The organism is Yersinia sp. 1652 StPb PI (assembly GCF_041538345.1).
Classification (GTDB): domain Bacteria; phylum Pseudomonadota; class Gammaproteobacteria; order Enterobacterales; family Enterobacteriaceae; genus Yersinia; species Yersinia enterocolitica_E.
On the sequence record NZ_JAULSM010000001.1, the window covers coordinates 2332018 to 2354228 of the forward strand.

Below are 22211 nucleotides of genomic sequence, written 5' to 3' on the forward strand. Positions count from 1 at the left end.
GTTCGCCCACCCCGAATTTATACCTAAATTTTCTTGGTTATGCGATTATCGCCACAGTAGGTATCTTTTGATGCCATATTTCAGGCAATCATTATCGGTAAAACTGTCTACAACCAACGGCAGCAGCATAGCGGAGACTTATGGAAACGTTTTTTATTGATCGGATGGCAACTCCACAAGGTGAACTGTTACTGATCGCAGACCAAGAAAACCGGCTACGTGCCATCGATTGGACTGACCACTACGAGCGTCTGATGAAGTTGCTAGGCAACCATTACGGCCCGGGCGCGTTTACATTGGTTGAACAACGCAATCCCGGTGGGCTAAGTGACAGTATGCAACGCTATTTTGCTGGTGACCTGAGCATTATTGATAATTTACCGGTTAAAACCGCTGGGACTGATTTTCAGCGTCAAGTCTGGCAAGAGCTGCGAAAAATCCCCTGTGGCGAAACGATTACTTATGGCGAGTTAGCCAAACGAATCAACCGCCCTACCGCTTCGCGTGCTGTCGGGATGGCGAATGGATTGAACCCTATTTCAATTGTTGTCCCTTGTCATCGGGTCATTGGGCAACAAGGTGCATTGACAGGATATGCCGGTGGAGTGGAGAGAAAACGCTGGTTATTAATGCATGAGGGTTATCTTTTAGCACGCTAACTATTGTTGCTCTTATCAGACGCAAGAAAAGATGTTAAAATTGACGCATATCAATATTAATGGGAATACCCTATGATCCCGGAAAAACGCGTAATCCGACGTATCCAGTCTGGTGGTTGTGCAATTCACTGTCAGGATTGCAGTATTAGCCAGCTCTGTATTCCGTTTACCTTAAATGAAAACGAGCTGGATCAGCTCGACAATATCATTGAAAGGAAGAAACCTATTCAGAAAGGACAGGCGCTGTTTAAAGCAGGTGATGAACTCAAATCCCTGTATGCCATCCGTTCCGGGACCATTAAAAGTTACACCATTACCGAAGAAGGTGATGAGCAAATCACCGGTTTCCATCTGGCGGGTGATTTGGTCGGTTTTGACGCTATCAGCAATTTGCAGCATCCGAGCTTCGCACAAGCTCTGGAAACATCCATGGTTTGTGAAATCCCGTTTGATACGTTGGACGATTTATCCGGCAAAATGCCAAATCTGCGCCAGCAGATGATGCGCCTGATGAGTGGTGAGATCAAAGGTGACCAAGATATGATTTTGCTACTTTCCAAAAAGAATGCAGAAGAGCGTCTGGCGGCCTTTATCTATAATCTGTCTCGCCGTTTTGCTCAACGTGGTTTCTCTCCACGTGAGTTCCGCCTGACGATGACCCGTGGTGATATTGGTAACTATTTAGGTCTGACGGTAGAAACCATCAGCCGTTTACTGGGCCGTTTCCAGAAAAGCGATATTCTGAGTGTGAAAGGTAAGTACATTACTATCGAGAATACCGAAGCTCTGGCCAAACTGGCGGGTAATCCAAGACCAAGTCTGTAACCTGATCAAAACCAGAATAATAAATACCCGATAGATTTCAAGTTGCAGGAAGGCGGTAAGTAACGGCCTCGTAGAGGCCAGGTCTGAGGATCGACCGGGTAACGCAAGCCGCCAGCAAATCTGCAACTTGAAAATTTATTGGTCTGCTTCCCACAGCCACCTATCCTGTTTCCCTTTCATGGTTTACTCTTTAACTAACATACTGTTAATTCACGTTTGTAAGGAGACTCTATGGCAAAGTATCAGAATATTCTGGTTGCTATTGACCCCAATCAGGATGATCAACCTGCACTAAGACGTGCTGTTTACCTTGTGCAGCGCAATGGCGGCACCATCAAAGCATTTTTGGCTATTTATGATCTGTCATATGATATGACCACCCTGCTGTCGCCTGATGAGCGTACCGCAATGCGTAAAGGGGTTATCAGCCAACGTTCCGCATGGATAAGCGAGCAATGCCGCTTTTATCTTGATGCCGGTATTCCAATTGAAATCAAAGTGGTATGGCATAATCGGCCCTATGAGGCCATTATTCAGGAAATCCTGAACGCCAAGCACGATTTGTTGTTAAAAATGGCGCATCAACACGACCGCCTGGAGTCGATTATTTTTACCCCAACCGACTGGCATTTATTGCGTAAGTGCCCATGCCCAGTCTGGATGGTGAAAGACCAACCCTGGCCGGAAGGCGCCACAGCGCTGGTGGCCGTTAACCTCTCAAGTGAAGATCCACTCCATGACCCACTAAATCTCCGTTTGGTCAAAGAGACCAGAGAGTTAGCCGAACATGTCAATCAAACGCCAGTGCATCTGATCAGCGCCTACCCGGTAACCCCGATTAATATCGCCATTGAATTGCCTGATTTTGACCCGAGCGTCTATAACGATGCAATTCGTGGTCAGCATTTGGTTGCGATGAAAGCATTACGCCAGCAATTTGGCATTGATGAAAAATTCACCCATGTTGAAAAAGGTCTCCCTGAAGAGGTTATTCCTGATTTGGCTGAACACTTGCGGGCTGGGGTGGTTGTTCTGGGTACCTTGGGGCGTACTGGGCTATCTGCCGCCTTTATTGGCAATACTACCGAACATGTGATCGACCATCTTAAGTGTGACTTACTGGCAATTAAACCCGAAGGATTTACCTGTCCGATAGAAGGTCATGAAGATCTGGAAGAGATTGAATAACCCTTGTCTGACATCACCCATTGATTAAATCAAAAAGAAGGGCCACCGAATAGGTGGCCCTTGATCTGCGATTCGTAATAACGAATTACAACGCGCGTAAAATTGCTTCTACGCTGTCTTTAGCATCGCCAAACAACATTTGGGTATTTTCTTTAAAGAACAATGGGTTTTGCACGCCAGCATAACCGGTATTCATTGAACGTTTAAAGGCAATAACACTTTGCGCTTTCCATACTTCCAACACCGGCATGCCGGCAATCGGACTACGCGGGTCTTCAAGTGCTGCTGGGTTAACCGTATCGTTGGCACCAATCACCAACACGACATCAGTACTTGGGAAATCATCATTGATTTCATCCATTTCCAGCACTACGTCATAAGGGACCTTAGCTTCAGCCAATAACACGTTCATATGACCTGGCAAACGCCCAGCTACCGGGTGAATACCAAAGCGGACTTTGATGCCCCGCGCTTGTAGTTTTGCAGTAATCTCAGCGACGGGGTATTGTGCCTGTGCCACTGCCATGCCATAACCCGGAGTGATGATAACTGAGCTAGCATTTTTCAGCAGGTCAGCCACTTCTTCAGCCGTGGTTTCACGGTACTCACCCATTTCTTCAGCATTACCGGTTGAAGAACCATCAGTACCAAAGCCACCGGCGATCACACTGATAAATGAGCGATTCATCGCTTTACACATGATGTAAGACAGAATAGCACCGGAAGAACCGACCAAGGCCCCCGTTACAATCAACAGGTCATTGCTCAACATGAAACCTGCGGCAGCCGCAGCCCAACCGGAGTAGGAGTTCAGCATTGAGACCACAACCGGCATGTCAGCACCACCGATAGATGCCACCAAGTGCCAGCCAAAGCCCAAAGCAATCACCGTCATCAATAACAACGCGACCACTTGTAAGCTAACGCTGTCGGTTTTGACGAACAGAATCATCAGCAGGAATGACACAACCAGCGCCACCAGATTCAACTTATGGCGTTGTGGCAACATCAGTGGCTTGGATGAGATAATCCCGCGTAACTTACCAAAGGCGACAATAGAACCGGTGAATGTGACTGCCCCGATAAAGATACCTAAGAAGACTTCGGTCAGATGGATATTCACCATCACCGCGTCCATCACCACCGGGCCGTGATCCAGATAGCTGTTAAAGCCAACCAGAACGGCTGCCAGACCGACGAAACTGTGCAAAATGGCGACCAGTTCTGGCATTTCAGTCATTTCGACTTTCTTCGCCAGATAGATACCAATTGCGCCACCAATCACCATGGCAATGATAATCCAGCCAACATTACCTGAATCCGGCCCAAGGATGGTGGCGATAAGCGCGATGGCCATACCGGTCACACCGAAAGTGTTACCTTGTTTGGATGTTTCGTGGCGCGACAGCCCAGCCAAACTGAAAATAAATAAAATCGCAGCAACTATGTACGCAGCTGTAACGAGACCACTAGACATCAGTTACCCCTATATTTTTGTGTGACATTATTTTTATACCCACCGAGTTTTATACCACTCAGTTTTTACGGAACATTTTCAGCATGCGCTGGGTGACCGTAAAGCCACCAAAAATGTTGATACTGGCAATCAGTACGGCAATAAAGGATAAGAAGCTTACCCAGCCGCCATGGCCAATCTGCAATAATGCGCCGACAACAATAATGCCTGAAATGGCGTTAGTGACTGACATTAAAGGTGTATGTAGTGCATGGCTGACGTTCCACACCACGTAATAACCCACTACGCACGCCAGTGCAAACACCGTAAAGTGAGATAAAAACTCTTTCGGAGCAACATTTGCTAACCAGCCAAACAACACAACGACCAGTGCCATAATGATGTATTTCGGCCATGGCGAGCCAGGCTTGGCGTCTTCTTTCACAATAGGTTCAGCTTTAGCCGCCTGAGGCTGTGCTGATACCTGAATAGGCGGTGCTGGCCACGTTATTTCACCGGTTTTGACCACGGTTACACCGCGAATCACGGTATCTTCGAAATCAATATCTATCTCACCATTTTTCTCTTTACAGAGTAATTTCAGCAAGTTAACCAGGTTAGTTCCGTAAAGTTGCGATGACTGTGTGGGTAAACGGCTGGGTAGATCGGTATAACCGATAATTTTTACGCCATTGTCTGTCACTGTCACTTTATCGGCGACGGTCAGTTCACAGTTACCACCGGTTTGCGCGGCCAGGTCAACAATCACACTGCCCGACTTCATGGATGCCACCATCTCTTTGGTGATCAACCGAGGAGCAGGTTTACCCGGAATCAGTGCAGTGGTAACAATGATGTCCACTTCAGCAGCTTGAGCGGCAAACAGTGCCATCTCGGCTTTGATAAAAGCGTCAGACATCACTTTGGCGTAACCATCACCACTGCCCGCTTCTTCCTCAAAGTCCAGCTCAAGGAATTCAGCCCCCATACTCTGAACTTGTTCTTTTACTTCTGGGCGGGTGTCGAATGCACGCACGATAGCACCCATACTCCCTGCCGCCCCGATGGCTGCCAAACCTGCAACCCCAGCCCCGATAATCACCACTTTCGCCGGTGGAACTTTACCCGCGGCCGTAATTTGCCCAGTGAAGAAGCGACCAAATTCATGGGCAGCTTCAACAATGGCACGATAGCCGGCTATATTTGCCATTGAACTGAGCGCATCCATCGATTGCGCGCGAGATATGCGCGGCACTGAATCCATGGCCAATACGGTTACCTGACGCTCCGCTAACTTTTGCAGTAATTCCGGGTTTTGAGCTGGCCAGATAAAACTGGCTAACGTACTCCCGGCGCGCATCAGGCTAATTTCTTCCTCAAGGGGCGCATTCACTTTGAGGATAAGGTCGGATTGCCACACATCGGTGGTATCCGTAATGGTGGCACCCGCTTCCTGGTACGCCGCATCGTCGAAGCTGGCTAAGTGACCAGCTCCACTTTCAATCGCCACGGTGAAGCCTAATTTCAGCAGTTGTTCCACCGTTTTCGGCGTTGCTGCAACACGGGCTTCATTGGCCAACCGCTCTTTTGGTACACCAATACGCATAATGTTCCCTTTTTACCTGTCTTTGATGATGAGTATTGCCATATCCATCTTACTCGGCGTTGCTGGGACGTTAGCGACCTACACTCACCCGAACCACTGACGTGGGATTCGTTTGCTTGCAGCCTACCGGCAACACCCACTAATTTGGGTATGCTTCAGTTCTATTTGGTTACTGATAAACCTGCTTTGCTACAGCTCCCTATAACCTACTGAAAATGTGACTGATGATCCATATCTGTGTGTGCTTCTGGTGCAGTTTTTGCACTAAAACTGGCAGGCGGAAAGAACTCTCTATAATTCACTACAAAAATAATATTTACCAGCGGCTTGTCCTGCAACTTTGCACCAAAATAACAAGCCGGACAATAATGAGGCAGCCCAGTAATGGCGCGGCAGCAGGTTAGCAAAATGTAAATAATCAGCACTTATGACGTTAAAGCAATTATTCGTAAAGCTTATCCCTATTATTGCTGTAAAGTACCGGCGGGCTAATCTTCAGAATTGATATACTAAGTCATATAAATTGCTGAGACACCCGCCATTATTACATGTAATAATCATCTGCTATTCTGTTACACATCAATTGTTCCGCACGTATCAACGTTAATGCGCAAGGCGAAAGGATTTTTTATGAAGCTGAAATACACGATCATCGCATCGGCATTGCTATCACTCACCGCGCTTTCTGCTGCACAAGCGGCAAAAGAACTCGCGCCTGAGCAAGCAGCAGCCATTAAGCCATTTGATCGCATTACTATTACTGGCCGATTTAATGCAATAAATGAAGCAGCGGATGCGGTATCCCGCCGTGCTGACAAATTGGGTGCAGACTCCTTCTATATTCAGGATATCAACAGCAACAATAATGGCGGCAACTGGCGTGTAACGGCCGATGTTTATCATAACGATGCAGCGGAAGTGAGCAAAGAAACCCAGTATCGCGTCTTTAATGATGTGAAAGAATTGCCAAAAGCAGAAGCCTACGCGCTTCAGCCTTATGATACCGTTTCTGTTAGTGGCTTCTTCCGCAGCCAGCCTGATATCAACGATGCCATTTCAAAAGCGGCAAAAGAGAAAGGGGCATACTCCTTCTTTATCGTGCGTCAGGTTGATGCAAACCAAGGCGGCAACCAGTTTGTGACGGCATATGTTTATAAAGCAGATGCGGCAAAACGTGTTGTTCAGAGCCCGGATGTTATTCCTGCCGATTCTGATGCTGGCCGTGCGGCACTGGCTGCCGGTGGCGCAGCTGCTGCCAACGTTGAAATCCCAGGTGTTGCCTCTTCAGGTACGCCAAGTGCTGATGTGGGCCGTTTCTTCGAAACGCAATCATCAACCGGCAAACGTTACACTGTCACCCTGAATGATGGAACTCAAATTCAGGAGCTGAATAACACGACAGCCGCACAGATGGTGCCGTTTGATTCTATTACCTTTAGCGGTCACTACAACAGCATGACTGACGTATCTCATGAAGTGGCTAAACGTGCTGCGGCAAAAGGTGCGAAGTATTACCATGTGACTCGCCAGTGGCAGAACCAAAGTGGTGGTAACCTGAGTGTTAGCGCTGACTTGTTCAAATAAGTTTGCTTAAATCGTTACTGTAAGGGCAGCTATGTGCTGCCTTTTTTTATGTGTCTGCTATTGTCCTGCTTCTTATTGGTACGGACTGAATAATTTTTTGCCCAAATCGCATAACCAATCATTGCATGATCGCGTTCCACTCCGTAAAATCTCCCAAAAAATTTGGGGCTATTATCTGTCAATTATCGATAATCTTTCCTCATATAATGCTGCTTACAAGTCAGTAACCATTCATTAATACTTTCAAAACCAGGATCCATAATTGGAAAAAAAACTCGGCCTGACTGCGCTAACCGCGCTAGTGCTTAGCTCAATGCTGGGAGCAGGTGTCTTCAGCTTACCGCAAAATATGGCAGAAGTTGCCAGCCCTGCGGCACTGCTTATCGGCTGGAGTATTACCGGCGTGGGGATCATCTTCCTGGCGTTTGCCATGCTGTTACTGACGCGCTTGCGCCCTGATCTCGATGGCGGAATATTCACCTATGCCAAAGAAGGCTTTGGTGATCTTATCGGTTTTTTCTCAGCCTGGGGTTACTGGCTATGCGCCGTTATTGCTAATGTCTCTTACTTAGTAATTGTTTTTGCTGCATTAAGCTTCTTTACTGATAAATCGGGTCACATTATCTTCGGTGAAGGGAATACTTGGCAGGCATTGCTGGGAGCCTCCTTCCTGCTATGGTTGGTGCATGCACTGGTTCTGCGCGGTGTCCAAACCGCCGCCAGTATTAACCTGGCCGCCACCTTGGCAAAACTGCTGCCTATCGGTGGCTTTATTGTGTTGGCGGGCCTGGCATTCAGCCTTGATACTTTCAGTTTTGATTTTAGTGGTGTCGCGCTGCATACCCCGGTCTGGCAGCAGGTTAAGGACACCATGCTAATAACGCTCTGGGTCTTTATTGGTGTGGAAGGCGCAGTCGTTGTTTCGGCCCGCGCACGCAATAAAAAAGATGTGGGTCGGGCAACCATGTTAGCCGTGCTTTCTGCCCTGTGCGTTTATTTGCTCATTACCCTATTGTCTCTTGGCGTAGTGCCGCGGGCTGAGTTAGCAGGCATGCGTAATCCGTCGATGGCTGGAATTATGGTCGAGATGATTGGCCCTTGGGGTGAAGTCATCATTGCCACTGGGCTCATTATTTCTGTGTGTGGCGCTTATCTTAGCTGGACCATTATGGCTGCTGAAGTGCCGATGGTTGCAGCTAAGCACGGGGCTTTTCCCAAAATGTTCCGCCATCAGAATAAAAACAATGCACCGGCACAATCTTTGTGGTTAACCAACTGCGCAGTACAGGTGGCTCTGATTCTGATTTGGCTGACGGGCAGCAACTACAATACCTTACTAACAATTGCGTCAGAAATGATTCTGGTACCCTATTTCCTCGTGGGAGCCTTCTTATTTAAAGTCGCCTTAAAACGTCATGACTGGCGTTTGATTGTTGCTGCCAGTGGCGCGTGCTTGTATGGTTTGTGGTTAATTTATGCTGCCGGGTTAGTGTACCTGCTGTTGTCCGTTCTGTTATATGCCCCAGGATTATTGGTATTTATTTATGCGCGCAAAGGGCATGAAGGGCTGAAATTACTCAATACCGTGGAGCGAGCGGCTATCGGCCTGGTGTTGATTGCAACTATTCCAGCAACCTGGTTCGCGATGCATTAAGCCCGAATAAAAGCGGCGAAAAATAAGATCTCAAATGGGCTGACCGCGTTACCTCAGTTTGCCCGTTTGAGTATCGTCTGTTAACTAATGATTAGTTGCCCCCGCCAAATCCACCGATAAACACTCCCCCTGCTGGCTTAATTTTATCGATTCCGGCAATTTTTGTTTAATCTCGCCGAGTTGAGCAGTCTCCAAAGGGTAAGGCAACTGGATATCCAACACCGTAATGCCCTGTTGTTCGGCTAGCCGAATCAAGCGAACAATATTGGTTTGGTCATTAAGCTGGGTAGATAATACCTGTAAGGCCAATGCGTTAAGCCGCTCTTGCGGTGTTTTTTCCGATTCAGTCTGCGATTTTACTACCATGCCAAATATCGGCATAACACCATAAATCGCATCGATAAAACTCCACCGTTTTTTGCATGATGCGGCTAAAAATTCCGTGTAATTGAAACAAACCTTTTCACTGTGCGCTGGCGCACCAATGTGTTCGCCACTCATCCCTCAGTCCTCAGCTGATCGATACAGCTATTCATTAATCGTAAGTATTGATATATAAACGATAGGCGCAACAAAATAGAGATGACGATATAATCACTTTTATTAATATAATGAAATGATTTGCCTGTTGTCTAGCAATCACTCATCAGCATTAATGATAAGCGGAATAAATAACATGCATAGTATTGCTGTCAACTGCGCGCTATGCTGAATTCTGGCACCTTTATAAACTGAAAAACATGACCAAAATTGTTTTTGTGGAAGACGACCCGGAAGTCGGAAAATTGATTGCGGCCTATCTGGGTAAGCATGACATTGATGTGTTTGTAGAACCCCGTGGCGATACTGCCCAGGAGGTGATTGAACAACAACAACCGGACTTGGTATTGCTTGATATCATGTTGCCAGGAAAAGATGGCATGACGCTATGTCGTGATTTGCGGCCGGTTTATGAGGGGCCGATTGTGCTTCTGACCTCGCTTGACAGTGATATGAACCATATTCTGTCGCTTGAAATGGGCGCAAATGACTATATTCTCAAAACCACACCACCCGCAGTACTGCTAGCACGCCTACGGCTACATCTTCGCCAGCATAATCAGCAACAAAGCAAAGAGATCATTAGTCCGCCATTTACCGGTCATAATGCGATTCATTTCGGCTTACTCTGTATCGATCCGGTAAACCGCCAAGTTAATCTTAATGATGAAGAGATAACATTATCCACGTCTGATTTTGATTTGTTATGGGAGTTAGCTACCCATGCAGGAATAATAATGGACCGTGAAGCGCTACTGAAAAATTTACGCGGAGTCAGCTACGACGGCATGGACCGCAGTATAGACGTTGCCATCTCGCGTTTGCGGCGCAAACTCTATGACAATGCTTTCGAGCCATTTCGCATCAAAACCGTGCGTAATAAAGGCTATTTATTCGCCCCCAATGCCTGGGAGTCCGTGCAACAATGAGGAAGCTATTTATTCAGTTTTTCTTATTGCTGTTCGTCTGTTTTATGGTGATGGCGATGCTGGTCGGTTTGGTTTACAAAGTCACCGCAGAGCGTGCTGGCCGGCAGTCATTAGATGACCTGATGAAAAGTTCACTTTCGTTGATGCGCAGTGAATTGCGAGAAATTCCCCTGAAGGATTGGAATAAAACCATTGCTACACTGGATTTAAATCTTTCCTTTCAGTTGCATATAGAACCTCTCGATAAACGAGATCTCGGCGAGCGTTTGAATAAACGCCTGCGTGCCGGTGAAATTATTGCGTTAGATGATGAATATACTTTCCTGCAACGTATCCCACGCAGTCACTACGTTCTTGCTGTCGGCCCAGTCCCCTATTTATTTTATTTGCATCAAATGCGCCTGCTCGACTTGGCCTTATTAATCCTGATTGGTATGTCCTTAGCGCTGCCAGTATTCTTGTGGATGCGCCCGCACTGGAAAGACCTCCTGAAACTGGAGAATGCGGCTCAGCGACTGGGGGCTGGCTATCTTGACGAGCGAACCCATTTTGATCCTACGTCCAGTTTAAACCGCTTAGGCGTGGCGTTTAATCAAATGGCTGACAATATCAATACTCTGATTGTTAGCAAGAAATTACTCATTGATGGTATTGCTCATGAACTCCGCACACCGCTCGTGCGTTTACGTTATCGTTTAGCGATGAGTGACAACCTGACAGAAAGTGAACAATTGGCTTTAAATCATGATATTGGCCAGTTAGAAGCACTGATTGATGAGTTACTGACCTACGCTCGATTGGACCGCCCGCAGGTTTCCCTTAATCTGGAACCCATCGACCTACCCGCCTGGTTAACAGCAAAAGTCGTGGATATGCGCTTAATCCATAGTGATCGGGAAATCGAACTCGATATCCCCCATCGCGGTGACTTTGGTGCTGTTGACCTGCGTCTGATGGAGCGTGTATTAGATAATCTGGTTAATAACGCGCTACGCTATTCCACTCAACGACTACGTATCGGATTATGGTTTGATGGTGACAACGCCTGCTTGCAAGTTGAAGATGATGGGCCTGGTATCCCTTTGGAAGAGCGCGCACGCGTTTTTGAGCCTTTTGTTCGCCTCGATCCCAGTCGCGACCGGGCAACAGGAGGCTGTGGCCTGGGCTTGGCGATTGTTCACTCCATCGCACTGGCTTATCAGGGCAGTATCTCCGTCGATGCCAGTTCATTAGGCGGTGCCAGTTTCCGGTTCTGTTGGCCGGTAAAAAGCCTTTACTCACTGTCCGTTGATCAAGATTAAGCACTAACTTTTACTTTGGAGTGTTTTATGACCACCGCTTACCACCACCTGCGTACAACCTTTACCCGTCTTGCACGTTTCGAACACCTGTCGGCTATTGCCGGATGGGATATGCAGACTATGATGCCAGCGAAAGGTAATCTTGCCCGCTCAGAAGCGATGGCGGAGCTAAATGTCTTACAACACCAGATATTAACGGCCAACCAGGTTGGTGAATGGTTAAAACAAGCTGAGCAAGAAACGCTTGATGATATTGCGCAGGCAAATTTATGCGAAATGCGTCGCCATTATGACAATGCAGTCCTGCTGCCAGAAGCACTGGTAGAAGCTAAATCACTGGCAGGTGCGCGATGTGAGCATGCATGGCGGCAACAGCGTATCGCTAATGATTGGCATGGTTTTGCAAAAAACTTGCGGGAAGTGGTCAAACTCAGCCGTGAAGAAGCCTCGATACGTTCTCAGGCGGCTGGTATCTCGGGTTATGACGCATTACTTAATCTCTATGAACCAGGGACTAACAGTGCCGATTTAGACCGTATATTTGGTGATCTTAAGCAATGGCTACCTGACCTATTACAAAAAGTGACGGCTAAACAAGCCAATGAAAACTGCCTGATACCACAGGGCCCTTTTGACGTGGAAAAACAGCGTCAGCTTGGGTTACAAGTGATGAAAGTACTCGGTTTTGACTTTGACGGCGGGCGGGTCGATGTCAGTGTACATCCGTTCTGCGGTGGTGTTCCTCAAGACGTACGCATTACAACTCGTTATAACGAACAAGAATTTCTCAGTTCATTAATGGGTATTGTGCATGAAACAGGCCATGCCCGTTATGAGCAAAATCTACCACGTGAATGGTTAGGGCAACCCATTTCCCATGCACGGTCAACCGCCATCCATGAGTCCCAAAGCTTACTGTTTGAGATGCAATTAGCACGTAGTAATGAATTCTTACAAGTGATCCGCCCACTGGTAGCAAACCAATTTGGCGATCAACCCGCTTTTGCGCAACAGAACTTCATAGCTCTCAATCAACGGGTTAAAACGGGTTTTATTCGAGTTGATGCCGATGAAGTGAGCTATCCTGCCCATGTTATATTGCGTTATGAAATCGAAAAAGCGTTGATCAGTGGTGAAATCGAAGTAGATGATATCCCTATGCTGTGGAATGAGAAAATGCAGCAATACCTCGGTATTAATACTGAGGGTAATTACCGTAATGGATGTATGCAAGATATCCATTGGACCGATGGTGCTTTTGGCTATTTCCCAACGTATACATTGGGTGCAATGTATGCAGCGCAACTGTTCCAAACTGCCCGTGATGCTATTCCGGGGCTGGATAAGAGTATCGCTAGTGGCGATCTCAGCGCCCTATTCACCTGGTTACAACAGAATATCTGGCAGCATGGCAGCCGTTACTCAACCGCAGAATTAATGACCAAGGCTACCGGTGAAACACTTAACCCTCGCTACTTCCGCCAACATTTAGAGCGGCGCTATTTGTAATTTATTGCGTGTTGGTCTGCGCCTAACCTCTCATTAGGGTTGGGCGCCCCTCTCCCTGCATAACTCAAATTACATCCCACTATCAAGCGACGTTGATGTTACATAAGACGATAAGTTTATTAAAACGCTTGCTGTATGTTGTAACTAAAATAAGTGGTTTAGTTGGTTATTTATCTGGTTTATTACCGTTGTACAATCGGTTACAAGCCGAAACCAATGACTCACGGAAGCCAGTATATATTTCCTCTACTCTCTTTATAACGACCCAACGGGGCCGATATACAAACAGAACACTGAGGAATAAATTATGAAAACAGTATTAGCTCTGATTGTTGCTGCAACCTTGGGTGTATCATCTATAGCAATAGCCGCCGACACCGTTGCACCACCGGCGGCACCCGTTGTTACAGCACCAGTAGCTCATAATGCACCGGCTAAAACCATGCACCACAAGAAAGCTAAAAAAACTGATTCGATGAAAAAAATGGATAAAGCAGCCCCGGTGCAAAAAGCACAGGCGGCCAAAAAACACCATAAAAAAGCGACACACAGTAAGTCTGCTCCAACCGCAGTGCCAGTGACCAAATAGCGGCAGCATTTAACTTGTGAAAGCCACAACAGGCTCTCACGATTGACCTGCAACAGCGATTCACTCGACACCCGGTTTACCGGGTGTTTTTTATTAGGAGTGCTGATAATGCTGCGCCATTATTTATTTGAAATCACTTTAGCCATATTAGTTATTTGCGGTCTGATCACATTATTCTTTTATTTATAGTACCAACGGCCGATAGCGCTCTAAAATTATCGAAAAATCAATTACTGACAACATATGACACAACTTATTATGTCTATAGTTAGCGCTAGTGGAGCTGTGATTAGCCGTCTAATCAGCAGGTCTCAGGTGTGTTAATGGATAACCTTTGGTCAGTAAATAAAGGCAAGGCTAATTATTTATGCGTTTATCTTCATTATTGCTATTGAGTCTGTTGCCACTTTCCATCTCTATGGCTTTAGCCCTTCCCCCCACTGACAAGCCGGATGACGAAAGCAGCATTGCGGATCAAACCACGTTGTTCTTCGGGAAAGATGACCGTACAGCGATAACAAACAGTACGGAGTGGCCGTGGCAAGCCATCGGGCAAGTTGAAACAACCAGTGGCAACCTTTGCACAGCAACGTTAATCTCCCCTCGTCTGGCGCTCACCGCAGGCCATTGCGTTCTTACCCCACCGGGGAAAATTGATCGCGCGGTTGCCTTACGTTTTATGTCTCATGATGGTCATTGGAAGTACCAGATTACCCGACTGGAAACGCTGGTTGATGCCAAATTAGGTAAAAAACTTAAACCTGATGGCGATGGTTGGATAGTTCCACCCGCCGCCGCCGCTTATGATTTTGCACTTATTCGGTTAACTAACACAAAGCCTATCCCGATTAAGCCGTTACCGCTTTGGGATGGAACCTCAAGTGAGCTGACACAAGCGCTTAAATTGGTTAATCGTAAGATAACTCAAGCGGGTTATCCCCTTGATCATCTTGAAACTTTATACAGCCATGAAGACTGTCTGGTTACCGGTTGGGCACAACAGGGCGTACTCTCACACCAATGCGATACCTTGCCAGGTGACAGTGGTTCCCCACTATTACTAAAAAATGGCGACGCGTGGTCTTTAATTGCGATTCAAAGTTCTGCACCGGCCGCCAAAGACCGCTATCTTGCGGATAACCGCGCCCTGGCGGTAACGGCGATTAGAGAACGGTTAAAAACGCTCGCTAAAAATGCAGCAAAGTGACCACTTTATTCAGTGATACACAGAGTGAGGGATATCCCCTATTTCTTACTGACACAATGGGGCTTTTGGTTGAATTTGAAAACAAAAGTCCCACCTAATGCTGCTGCGTAACGGCTCAACGTGGTGAGGTTGGGAGAAATGATACCTTTCTCCATACGACTGATATTTTGTTTTTTCAGCCCTGCTCGTTGCGCCACTTCCTCTTGTGTTAAATTACATTGCTGACGGGCAGCTTTCAGCTCAGTCATCATGGCGTCGCGAATCTGCAAGTCTGTGTAAGCTTCTTTGACCTGAGGATGATTTAAAGCATCTGCTTTAATCTCAGCAAAAGAAATAATGTCAAAGTCATCTTGTTTTTTCATGGTTGCAATCTCCGTTTGATTTCCTTCATCCGCTGATAAGCCAACATCAGTGTTCGTCTTGGGGTCTTTTGCGTCTTCTTTTGTAAGATATGAATGATGTAAACCTGCCGACCCAGGTGGTAAAAGAAAAAACCACGCCCGCCCCCCTCTCTAGCACTAACCCGCAACTCCTTTAGCCCGCGCCCAATATCCCGCACCTCTGGCTCCCGCAACTCATGACCATAAGCCTCTAACTCATCCATAGCTTTAATCAGAGCCGCCTGAATGCCTACAGGTAATTTAAACAACTCGCGCTGTGCCAACCTCAACAAACAAATTTGATACATAAGCAATCCCTGCGCTGGAAAAACTCTATCAAACTCACCATAGGTAATCAAATATGGTGACCCTAAAGCAGACAAACTTTAACCCAATGGTCTGATTTGTCAGTATCTATATAGCGGGAGTTCAAGAAAGGAGGCAATAACGCCGCGGCCATGCAGCCCAGTTAATTTACAATTCTCGAGAGGCTTCGCATCAACATCAGCAAGTTTCATCTATTACATAGTTGACATGCAGATAAAAATAGATGAATCATAAAGATAGTGAATTTTATAGCGGTATATTAGGAAGGAATTTAGTCAGTAAGAGACTCCGCGCCTAAATCAATGATACTTAGAACGCGGAGTGATATTAATCGCTAATCAGGCAGAAAGCTGTTCGATAGTTTGCAGAATACGCTTGTCAGAAATAGGGTAAGCTGTCCCCAATTGCTGAGCAAATAAGCTCACACGCAGTTCTTCAATCATCCAGCGAACTTCTTTAACTTCTTCATCTTGCTGGCGTTTTGGCGGCAATTTATGCAGCCATTGCTGCCACATCTGTTGCACGTGTTCTACGCGTAGCATTTGGGCACGATCACGATGCGGGTCCATAGCCAGCTTTTCCAATCGGCGCTCAATCGCTTGCAGATAACGCAGTGTATCCGGCAGACGTTTCCAACCATTATTGGTCACGAAACCACGATAAATAAGCCCCCCTAGCTGGGCTTTAATATCAGAGAGAGCCAATGCCATTGAGATATCTATCCGGCCTTTCAGTCGCTTATTAATACTGAATACCGTCGTCAGAATTTGTTCAACTTGCTTGGCAATCTCAACCACCGTGTCATTCAGTTCAGCACGAACCTTTTCCTGTAGTCGAGCGAACTCCGCCTCTTGCCATGCGGGGCCACCATACTGCGCAACTAACTTATCCACACCACAAGCTATGCAGTCATCAATCAGGTCCAACACTTTGCCATAAGGATTGAAATAGAGCCCGAGCTTGGATTTGTTCGGCAATTTCTCATGTAAATACTTTATAGGGGATGGGATATTCAATAATAGTAAACGTCTTGTCCCCTGCCACATAGCTTGTTGTTGCTGAGATTCTGTATCAAACAAGCGAATAGCGACACTGTCTTTTTCATCCACCAGTGCCGGGTATGCCTTGACTTCATAGCCACCACGACGCTGCTCATAGCACAGCGGTAGATCACCGAAACTCCAGATATGTAAGTCAGTTTGTTCAATACCATCGTCGGCAACGGCGGACAATGTTTCCTGCACTTTCTCTTGTAACTGTAGCTTCAAGGCAGCAAGGTCTTTACCTTCACGCAAAATACGATTTTTATCATCGAGCACACGGAAGGTTATTTTAAGATGATCTGGCACTTGGTCCCATTGCCAACTATCACGTGACACTGTCACACCCGTCATGCGCCGCAGTTCACGCTCTAATGCATCGAGCAGCCCCACCTCCATCGGGGTAACGCGAGCCAGAAACGCCTCAGCATAATTGGGCGCGGGGACAAAATTGCGCCGCACCGGTTTAGGCAAAGACTTGATCAGTGCAATCACTAATTCACGCCGAATCCCCGGTATCTGCCAATCAAAACCCTGCTCTTGGATCTGATTAAGGATGGGCAACGGAATATGTACGGTTACCCCATCAGCGTCAGTACCGGGTTCAAATTGGTAGGAAAGCCGTAACTTAAGCGAACCCTGATACCAAAAGTTGGGATAGTCGAGCGGGTTAACTTTGTTCGCGCCATCTTTGATAAGCATGGTTTTTTCAAAGTTCAATAACTCTGGCTGTGTCTGGCTGGTTTTCTTCCACCAGCTATCAAAATGACGGGCTGAAATAACCTCGCGACCAATTCGCTGGTCATAGAAGTTAAACAGTGTCTCATCATCCACCAGAATATCGCGCCGACGTGATTTGTGCTCCAACTCTTCAACTTCAGCCAATAGTTTGAGATTGGCACGGAAAAAAGCGTGACGCGTTTGCCAATCCCCCTCCACCAAGCCATGACGAATAAACAGCTCACGGCATAGCGGTGGGTCAATCGGGCCGTAATTGATTTTGCGCTCAGCAACTATGGGTAAACCGAATAGGGTGACTTTCTCACTGGCCATCACCGCACCCTGTGCTTTCTCCCAATGCGGATCACTATAATGGTGTTTCACCAAATGCTGCGCCAAAGGTTCGATCCATTCCGGCTCGATGCGGGCAGCAATGCGGCCCCATAAGCGACTGGTTTCGACCAGCTCAGCCACCATGCTCCATTTCGGCGGTTTTTTAAATAAGCCGGAACCGGGGAAGATAGCAAACCTTGCGTTACGAGCACCGGTATACTCTTGCTTTTCAACATCTTTTTGGCCGATATGAGATAACAAACCGGTCAATATCGCGGTATGCACGCTACGGTAGTCGGCTGCAACACTATTCACCGGAATACCCAGTTCTTTCACCACCTGGCGCAGTTGCGTGTAGATATCCTGCCATTCGCGCACCCGCAGATAGTTGAGAAAGTCACTGCGGCACAGTTTACGGAACTGCGCTGATGACAACTCTTTTTGCTGCTCTTTCAGGTAATCCCATAAGTTAACAAATGCCAGGAAATCAGAATCCTTATCCGCAAAGCGACGATGTTTTTCATCAGAAGCCTGCTGCTTATCCATTGGCCGTTCACGCGGGTCCTGAATCGACAACGCCGAGGTAATGATCATCAATTCGCGGACACTGCCACTTTTCTGTGCTTCCAGCACCATCCGTGCCAGACGAGGGTCGACGGGCAATTGCGCTAATTGCCGCCCCAGCGGGGTCAGTTGTTGATGACCATTATCGGCAGTTTGTATCGCACCCAGTTCTTCCAGTAACCGAACACCATCTTGGATATTGCGTTTATCGGGGGCTTCCACAAACGGGAATGCCGCAATATCACCCAGACCGAGTGAGGTCATTTGCAAAATGACGGAGGCCAGGTTGGTTCGTAGAATTTCCGGGTCAGTAAACTCTGGGCGAGAGAGAAAGTCCTGCTCAGAATAAAGACGGATACAGATACCGTCTGACACACGGCCACAACGGCCTTTACGCTGATTAGCTGACGCCTGAGACACCGGCTCGATAGGCAACCGCTGCACCTTAGTACGGAAGCTATAACGGCTGATGCGAGCTGTACCGGGGTCAATCACGTACTTAATCCCAGGTACGGTGAGCGAGGTTTCGGCCACGTTGGTCGCCAATACAATGCGCCGCCCATGATGCGACTGGAACACCCTATTCTGCTCACTGTTTGATAAGCGGGCATAGAGTGGTAGCACTTCCGTATGAGGCAGATTTTGCTTCATCAATGCATCAGCGGTATCACGAATCTCACGCTCACCACTCATAAAGATCAGAATATCGCCAGGGCTTTCATGGCCTAACTCATCAACCGCATCAAAAATAGCCTGTAGTTGGTCACGTTCAACATCATCGGCATCATCCACAATAGGGCGATAACGTACTTCGACCGGATAGGTGCGGCCAGAAACCTCGATAATAGGGGCATTATTGAAATGCTGGGAGAAACGCTGCGGATCAATGGTCGCCGAAGTGATAATCACTTTTAGATCTGGGCGTTTGGGTAATAATTCACGCAAATAGCCCAAGATGAAATCAATGTTCAGGCTACGTTCATGGGCTTCATCGATAATCAACGTGTCATATTGCATCAACAGACGATCTTGCTGAATTTCAGCCAACAAAATCCCGTCGGTCATCAACTTAACCAGCGTGTTTTCACCCACTTGATCGTTAAAACGCACTTTATAACCGACACAACCGCCCAGGGAGGTATCCAGTTCATCCGCAATACGGTTTGCGACGGTGCGCGCAGCCAGACGACGTGGTTGAGTATGGCCGATCACCCCTTGCACGCCCCGCCCCAGCTCCAGGCAAATTTTCGGCAACTGGGTGGTTTTACCGGAACCGGTTTCACCGGCGACGATCACCACCTGATGGTCACGAATAGCATGGTAGATATCTTGCTTTTTCTGGCTGACTGGCAAGTTTTCAGGATAAGTTATCGCCGGACAAGCAGCTCGACGACGAATAACCCGCTGCATGGCGGTTGCTATATCAGCCTCAAGCTCGAGGCTAATCGCCTCTACGGCCTGTGGATTATTAATTTTTCGTGCGCCTTGCAGCCGACGCCGCAGGCGTTGTTGGTCACGGAGCATCAACTCACCGAGTTGGGTGGATAATGCTGCGAGCGAAGATTTCACGTTCTGTGTTCCTTGTTACGATGCGGCTGCAACCTACGGTATCAGCCCAATGATTTTATGCTATGAGTTTGATTGGCCGATATTTTTTATTAATCGGTATCAATTTTTAACCTGCCAATACACCCATTTTCGACGCCAAATAGATGAGTGACCCATAGCTTTTATTAGATAAACCCTTACCCGATATGGTAACACAGCCTCGGATTACGCTGTAACCCGGCGGAAATTTCCTATCTGATTATCATCATTCAATTAAATCGAACAAAGAACGCAAAATATTGCGCTATCACTAATAGAAAAATATTAATAAAGTGTATCTCATTGAAAGGGCGAACCGCCTAAGTCTCTGTTACCTGTTAAGGAATTACGATGAGCAAAGTACTGGTCCTGAAATCAAGCATTCTGGCAACTTATTCACAATCCAACCAATTAGCTGACTTTTTTGTCGAACAATGGCAAGCAGCCCATGCTGACGACGAAATCACTGTACGTGACTTGGCCGCTCAACCGGTTCCTGTGTTAGATGGTGAACTGGTGGGTGCTCTGCGCCCTTCAGATGCCGCGCTAACACCGCGCCAACAAGAGGCTTTGGCACTGTCTGATGAGCTGATTGCTGAACTGCAAGCCAATGACGTGATAGTTATGGCCGCACCAATGTACAACTTCAATATCCCGACGCAGTTGAAAAACTATTTTGACCTGATTGCCCGTGCTGGCGTGACTTTCCGCTACACAGAAAAAGGTCCAGAAGGCTTGGTAACTGGCAAACGTGCCATTATTCTGACCAGCCGTGGAGGCATTCATAAAGATACCCCAACTGATCTGGTGGTGCCTTACTTGCGTCTGTTCCTGGGCTTTATCGGCATTACCGATGTTGAATTTGTGTTTGCAGAAGGCATTGCTTATGGTCCTGAAGTGGCGACCAAAGCACAAGCTGATGCCAAACAGTTACTGGCTCAGGTTGTCAGTGCTTAATTGATAACTTTCGCGCAGAAGTGGGTGTCTCCGTCAATGCGCGACTGAAAATGACCTTGTATTACCCTCGTGTTACCCAGTAGTGTCATTGGTTAATTGCGCGCCTTTCGGCGCGCTTTTTTCTCTGTGATTATGCCAGTAACGCCATCGCACTCTCTTCATCCGTAACCAAACCATTCACCCAATGCCCCCTGAGCGCCGCTTTAATAGCCTGATGTTTCTCCTTACCACCTGCGATAGCAATCACCGGTTTTTCTGGCTGAATACGTAAGCTGGCACTGGTTAAACGCTGATCCAATTCATAGGCGACGCGCTGACCATCGCTATCAATGAAATTACCCAGCATTTCTGCCACAACATTCGCGGCCATGAGCACATCGACATCTTGTGCAGAAATAAAGCCATCTTTATGCAATGGACAATGATACCCCATTGAGCCAATACCGATAAACGTAACATCAGCCTGAGCTGCTTTCTCAGTGACAGTGCGGTAAATCCGGTGATTACACCACAGGTCACGATCCGCCGCGCTGTCAGCAAACAAAGGGGCGGGCAAAATAAAGTAGCGTCCTTGTGTTTTCTCGGCCATCCACAGCGGGACGTCATAACGTGTACAGGAACCATCAGCAGCAATAGCGCCGATAAGTGAGACACAACTGTGCTGAGGACGTTCGAAATCAGGTAACTCATCAATGGCGGCTTTCAAACTGCGACCAGAGCCGACACCAATGACCAGTGGCTGTTCTTGACGCAGAAATTGCGACATCACTTCAGCCCCCACCACAGCAATGGCTCGTTGGATACCCGCGCTGTCCATCCCCAAGCTGGGGACCACCTGACACTGATGCAAGCCATACTGCTTTTGCACCTGTTCGGCCAGCGCCATACAGCGGCCAACCGGGTGAGCAATGCTGACACTGACCAGCCCGTTATCAATAGCACACGCCACCAGCCGCTGGGCCACCTGACGCGAAACCCCCAGGGCATCAGCAATTTCATGTTGCGTCTGCCCGGCAACGTAATACATCCAGGCCGCTCTGGCCGCTTGATCCAGCTTCTTATCACTCTTCTGCATGAGTTATCTGCGCAATATTGTTTGAAATAGAGATAGGGGGTGAAACCACCATGGTCATTATCTTACGCCTCTATTTGACAGATTTTTATCTCTACTTACGGTTATGTGAGCCAAAGCCCACCTTTCGGGCAAAAGTTACATTACCCTAACGCCATCGGAGCAAATGCCCCACGTTAGAGCT

General features: G+C 47.4%; 18 protein-coding genes. 11 read left to right on the forward strand and 7 right to left on the reverse strand.

The window, feature by feature from the left end:
* Nucleotides 1–140 precede the first annotated feature (140 nt).
* From ogt to uspE, 3 genes are all read left to right on the forward strand, one after another.
* Nucleotides 141–659 carry a methylated-DNA--[protein]-cysteine S-methyltransferase gene (ogt, locus tag Q2T71_RS10725; protein WP_372559064.1) on the forward strand — a complete coding sequence of 173 codons (519 nt, stop codon included), beginning with the start codon at nucleotides 141–143 and terminating at the stop codon, nucleotides 657–659.
* A 72-nt stretch (nucleotides 660–731) separates the two neighbouring features.
* The gene (locus tag Q2T71_RS10730; protein WP_004390269.1) at nucleotides 732–1484 is read left to right on the forward strand and encodes an FNR family transcription factor; all 753 of its coding nucleotides are present in this window, start codon (nucleotides 732–734) and stop codon (nucleotides 1482–1484) included.
* A gap of 231 nt (nucleotides 1485–1715) precedes the next feature.
* Nucleotides 1716–2672: a universal stress protein UspE gene (gene uspE / locus Q2T71_RS10735; RefSeq protein WP_083158802.1), complete on the forward strand. Its 957-nt coding sequence runs from the start codon at nucleotides 1716–1718 to the stop codon at nucleotides 2670–2672.
* Nucleotides 2673–2757: 85 nt separating this feature from the next.
* Here uspE and pntB read toward each other — a convergent pair whose 3' ends face one another.
* Both pntB and pntA read right to left on the reverse strand, forming a co-directional pair.
* Nucleotides 2758–4149 carry a Re/Si-specific NAD(P)(+) transhydrogenase subunit beta gene (gene pntB, locus Q2T71_RS10740; RefSeq protein ID WP_372559065.1) on the reverse strand — a complete coding sequence of 464 codons (1392 nt, stop codon included), beginning with the start codon at nucleotides 4147–4149 and terminating at the stop codon, nucleotides 2758–2760.
* Nucleotides 4150–4207: 58 nt separating this feature from the next.
* Nucleotides 4208–5734, reverse strand: coding sequence for a Re/Si-specific NAD(P)(+) transhydrogenase subunit alpha (gene pntA / locus Q2T71_RS10745; protein ID WP_372559066.1), 1527 nt, complete (start codon nucleotides 5732–5734; stop codon nucleotides 4208–4210).
* Between the two features lie 630 nt (nucleotides 5735–6364).
* Here pntA and ydgH point away from each other — a divergent pair.
* A complete protein-coding gene (gene ydgH, locus Q2T71_RS10750) occupies nucleotides 6365–7318 on the forward strand; it encodes a DUF1471 family protein YdgH (RefSeq protein ID WP_083158798.1) in 954 nt (317 codons plus the stop codon).
* 262 nt (nucleotides 7319–7580) lie between these two features.
* On the forward strand, nucleotides 7581–8972 hold the full coding sequence (locus Q2T71_RS10755) for an amino acid permease (RefSeq protein ID WP_372559067.1): 1392 nt from the start codon (nucleotides 7581–7583) through the stop codon (nucleotides 8970–8972).
* A gap of 84 nt (nucleotides 8973–9056) precedes the next feature.
* On the opposite strand, the gene Q2T71_RS10760 is transcribed toward Q2T71_RS10755, so the two are convergent.
* Entirely contained in the window at nucleotides 9057–9473 is a 417-nt protein-coding gene (locus Q2T71_RS10760) for a hypothetical protein (RefSeq protein ID WP_372559068.1), read from the reverse strand.
* Between the two features lie 239 nt (nucleotides 9474–9712).
* Between Q2T71_RS10760 and rstA the strand changes: the two genes are divergently transcribed.
* The 5 genes from rstA (at nucleotide 9713) to Q2T71_RS10785 (ending at nucleotide 15047) form a co-directional block, all read left to right on the forward strand.
* A complete protein-coding gene (rstA, locus tag Q2T71_RS10765) occupies nucleotides 9713–10441 on the forward strand; it encodes a two-component system response regulator RstA (RefSeq protein WP_372559069.1) in 729 nt (242 codons plus the stop codon).
* Nucleotides 10438–11742: a two-component system sensor histidine kinase RstB gene (gene rstB, locus Q2T71_RS10770; RefSeq protein WP_372559070.1), complete on the forward strand. Its 1305-nt coding sequence runs from the start codon at nucleotides 10438–10440 to the stop codon at nucleotides 11740–11742. The genes rstA and rstB overlap by 4 nt, the downstream gene beginning before the upstream one ends.
* Before the next feature lie 27 nt (nucleotides 11743–11769).
* Nucleotides 11770–13251, forward strand: a complete 1482-nt coding sequence (locus Q2T71_RS10775; protein WP_372559071.1) for a carboxypeptidase M32 — start codon at nucleotides 11770–11772, stop codon at nucleotides 13249–13251.
* A gap of 307 nt (nucleotides 13252–13558) precedes the next feature.
* Nucleotides 13559–13840 carry an acid resistance repetitive basic protein Asr gene (asr, locus tag Q2T71_RS10780; protein WP_372559072.1) on the forward strand — a complete coding sequence of 94 codons (282 nt, stop codon included), beginning with the start codon at nucleotides 13559–13561 and terminating at the stop codon, nucleotides 13838–13840.
* Nucleotides 13841–14207: 367 nt separating this feature from the next.
* Nucleotides 14208–15047 carry a serine protease gene (locus Q2T71_RS10785; protein ID WP_372559073.1) on the forward strand — a complete coding sequence of 280 codons (840 nt, stop codon included), beginning with the start codon at nucleotides 14208–14210 and terminating at the stop codon, nucleotides 15045–15047.
* 38 nt (nucleotides 15048–15085) lie between these two features.
* Here Q2T71_RS10785 and Q2T71_RS10790 read toward each other — a convergent pair whose 3' ends face one another.
* From Q2T71_RS10790 to hrpA, 3 genes are all read right to left on the reverse strand, one after another.
* Nucleotides 15086–15409 carry a helix-turn-helix domain-containing protein gene (locus tag Q2T71_RS10790; protein WP_372559074.1) on the reverse strand — a complete coding sequence of 108 codons (324 nt, stop codon included), beginning with the start codon at nucleotides 15407–15409 and terminating at the stop codon, nucleotides 15086–15088.
* Nucleotides 15406–15735 (reverse strand): type II toxin-antitoxin system RelE/ParE family toxin, encoded by a 330-nt coding sequence (locus Q2T71_RS10795; protein ID WP_372559075.1) that lies wholly within the window; start codon nucleotides 15733–15735, stop codon nucleotides 15406–15408. Before Q2T71_RS10795 ends, Q2T71_RS10790 begins: the two co-directional genes overlap by 4 nt.
* A gap of 357 nt (nucleotides 15736–16092) precedes the next feature.
* Entirely contained in the window at nucleotides 16093–19980 is a 3888-nt protein-coding gene (gene hrpA / locus Q2T71_RS10800) for an ATP-dependent RNA helicase HrpA (RefSeq protein WP_372559076.1), read from the reverse strand.
* 369 nt (nucleotides 19981–20349) lie between these two features.
* Between hrpA and azoR the strand changes: the two genes are divergently transcribed.
* Nucleotides 20350–20955 (forward strand): FMN-dependent NADH-azoreductase, encoded by a 606-nt coding sequence (gene azoR / locus Q2T71_RS10805; protein ID WP_083158789.1) that lies wholly within the window; start codon nucleotides 20350–20352, stop codon nucleotides 20953–20955.
* A gap of 130 nt (nucleotides 20956–21085) precedes the next feature.
* Here the strand turns inward: azoR and Q2T71_RS10810 are convergent, their stop codons facing one another.
* On the reverse strand, nucleotides 21086–22030 hold the full coding sequence (locus Q2T71_RS10810) for a sugar-binding transcriptional regulator (RefSeq protein ID WP_372559077.1): 945 nt from the start codon (nucleotides 22028–22030) through the stop codon (nucleotides 21086–21088).
* Nucleotides 22031–22211 lie beyond the last annotated feature (181 nt).

Coding starts and splice junctions, on each gene's coding strand:
- ogt (WP_372559064.1), top strand. CDS start 141: ATGGAAACGTTTTTTATTGATCGGATGGCAACTCCACAAGGTGAACTG.
- Q2T71_RS10760 (WP_372559068.1), bottom strand. CDS start 9,473: ATGAGTGGCGAACACATTGGTGCGCCAGCGCACAGTGAAAAGGTTTGT.
- Q2T71_RS10730 (WP_004390269.1), top strand. CDS start 732: ATGATCCCGGAAAAACGCGTAATCCGACGTATCCAGTCTGGTGGTTGT.
- rstA (WP_372559069.1), top strand. CDS start 9,713: ATGACCAAAATTGTTTTTGTGGAAGACGACCCGGAAGTCGGAAAATTG.
- Q2T71_RS10795 (WP_372559075.1), bottom strand. CDS start 15,735: ATGTATCAAATTTGTTTGTTGAGGTTGGCACAGCGCGAGTTGTTTAAA.
- Q2T71_RS10775 (WP_372559071.1), top strand. CDS start 11,770: ATGACCACCGCTTACCACCACCTGCGTACAACCTTTACCCGTCTTGCA.
- Q2T71_RS10790 (WP_372559074.1), bottom strand. CDS start 15,409: ATGAAAAAACAAGATGACTTTGACATTATTTCTTTTGCTGAGATTAAA.
- pntB (WP_372559065.1), bottom strand. CDS start 4,149: ATGTCTAGTGGTCTCGTTACAGCTGCGTACATAGTTGCTGCGATTTTA.
- pntA (WP_372559066.1), bottom strand. CDS start 5,734: ATGCGTATTGGTGTACCAAAAGAGCGGTTGGCCAATGAAGCCCGTGTT.
- rstB (WP_372559070.1), top strand. CDS start 10,438: ATGAGGAAGCTATTTATTCAGTTTTTCTTATTGCTGTTCGTCTGTTTT.
- uspE (WP_083158802.1), top strand. CDS start 1,716: ATGGCAAAGTATCAGAATATTCTGGTTGCTATTGACCCCAATCAGGAT.
- Q2T71_RS10785 (WP_372559073.1), top strand. CDS start 14,208: ATGCGTTTATCTTCATTATTGCTATTGAGTCTGTTGCCACTTTCCATC.
- ydgH (WP_083158798.1), top strand. CDS start 6,365: ATGAAGCTGAAATACACGATCATCGCATCGGCATTGCTATCACTCACC.
- asr (WP_372559072.1), top strand. CDS start 13,559: ATGAAAACAGTATTAGCTCTGATTGTTGCTGCAACCTTGGGTGTATCA.
- Q2T71_RS10810 (WP_372559077.1), bottom strand. CDS start 22,030: ATGCAGAAGAGTGATAAGAAGCTGGATCAAGCGGCCAGAGCGGCCTGG.
- azoR (WP_083158789.1), top strand. CDS start 20,350: ATGAGCAAAGTACTGGTCCTGAAATCAAGCATTCTGGCAACTTATTCA.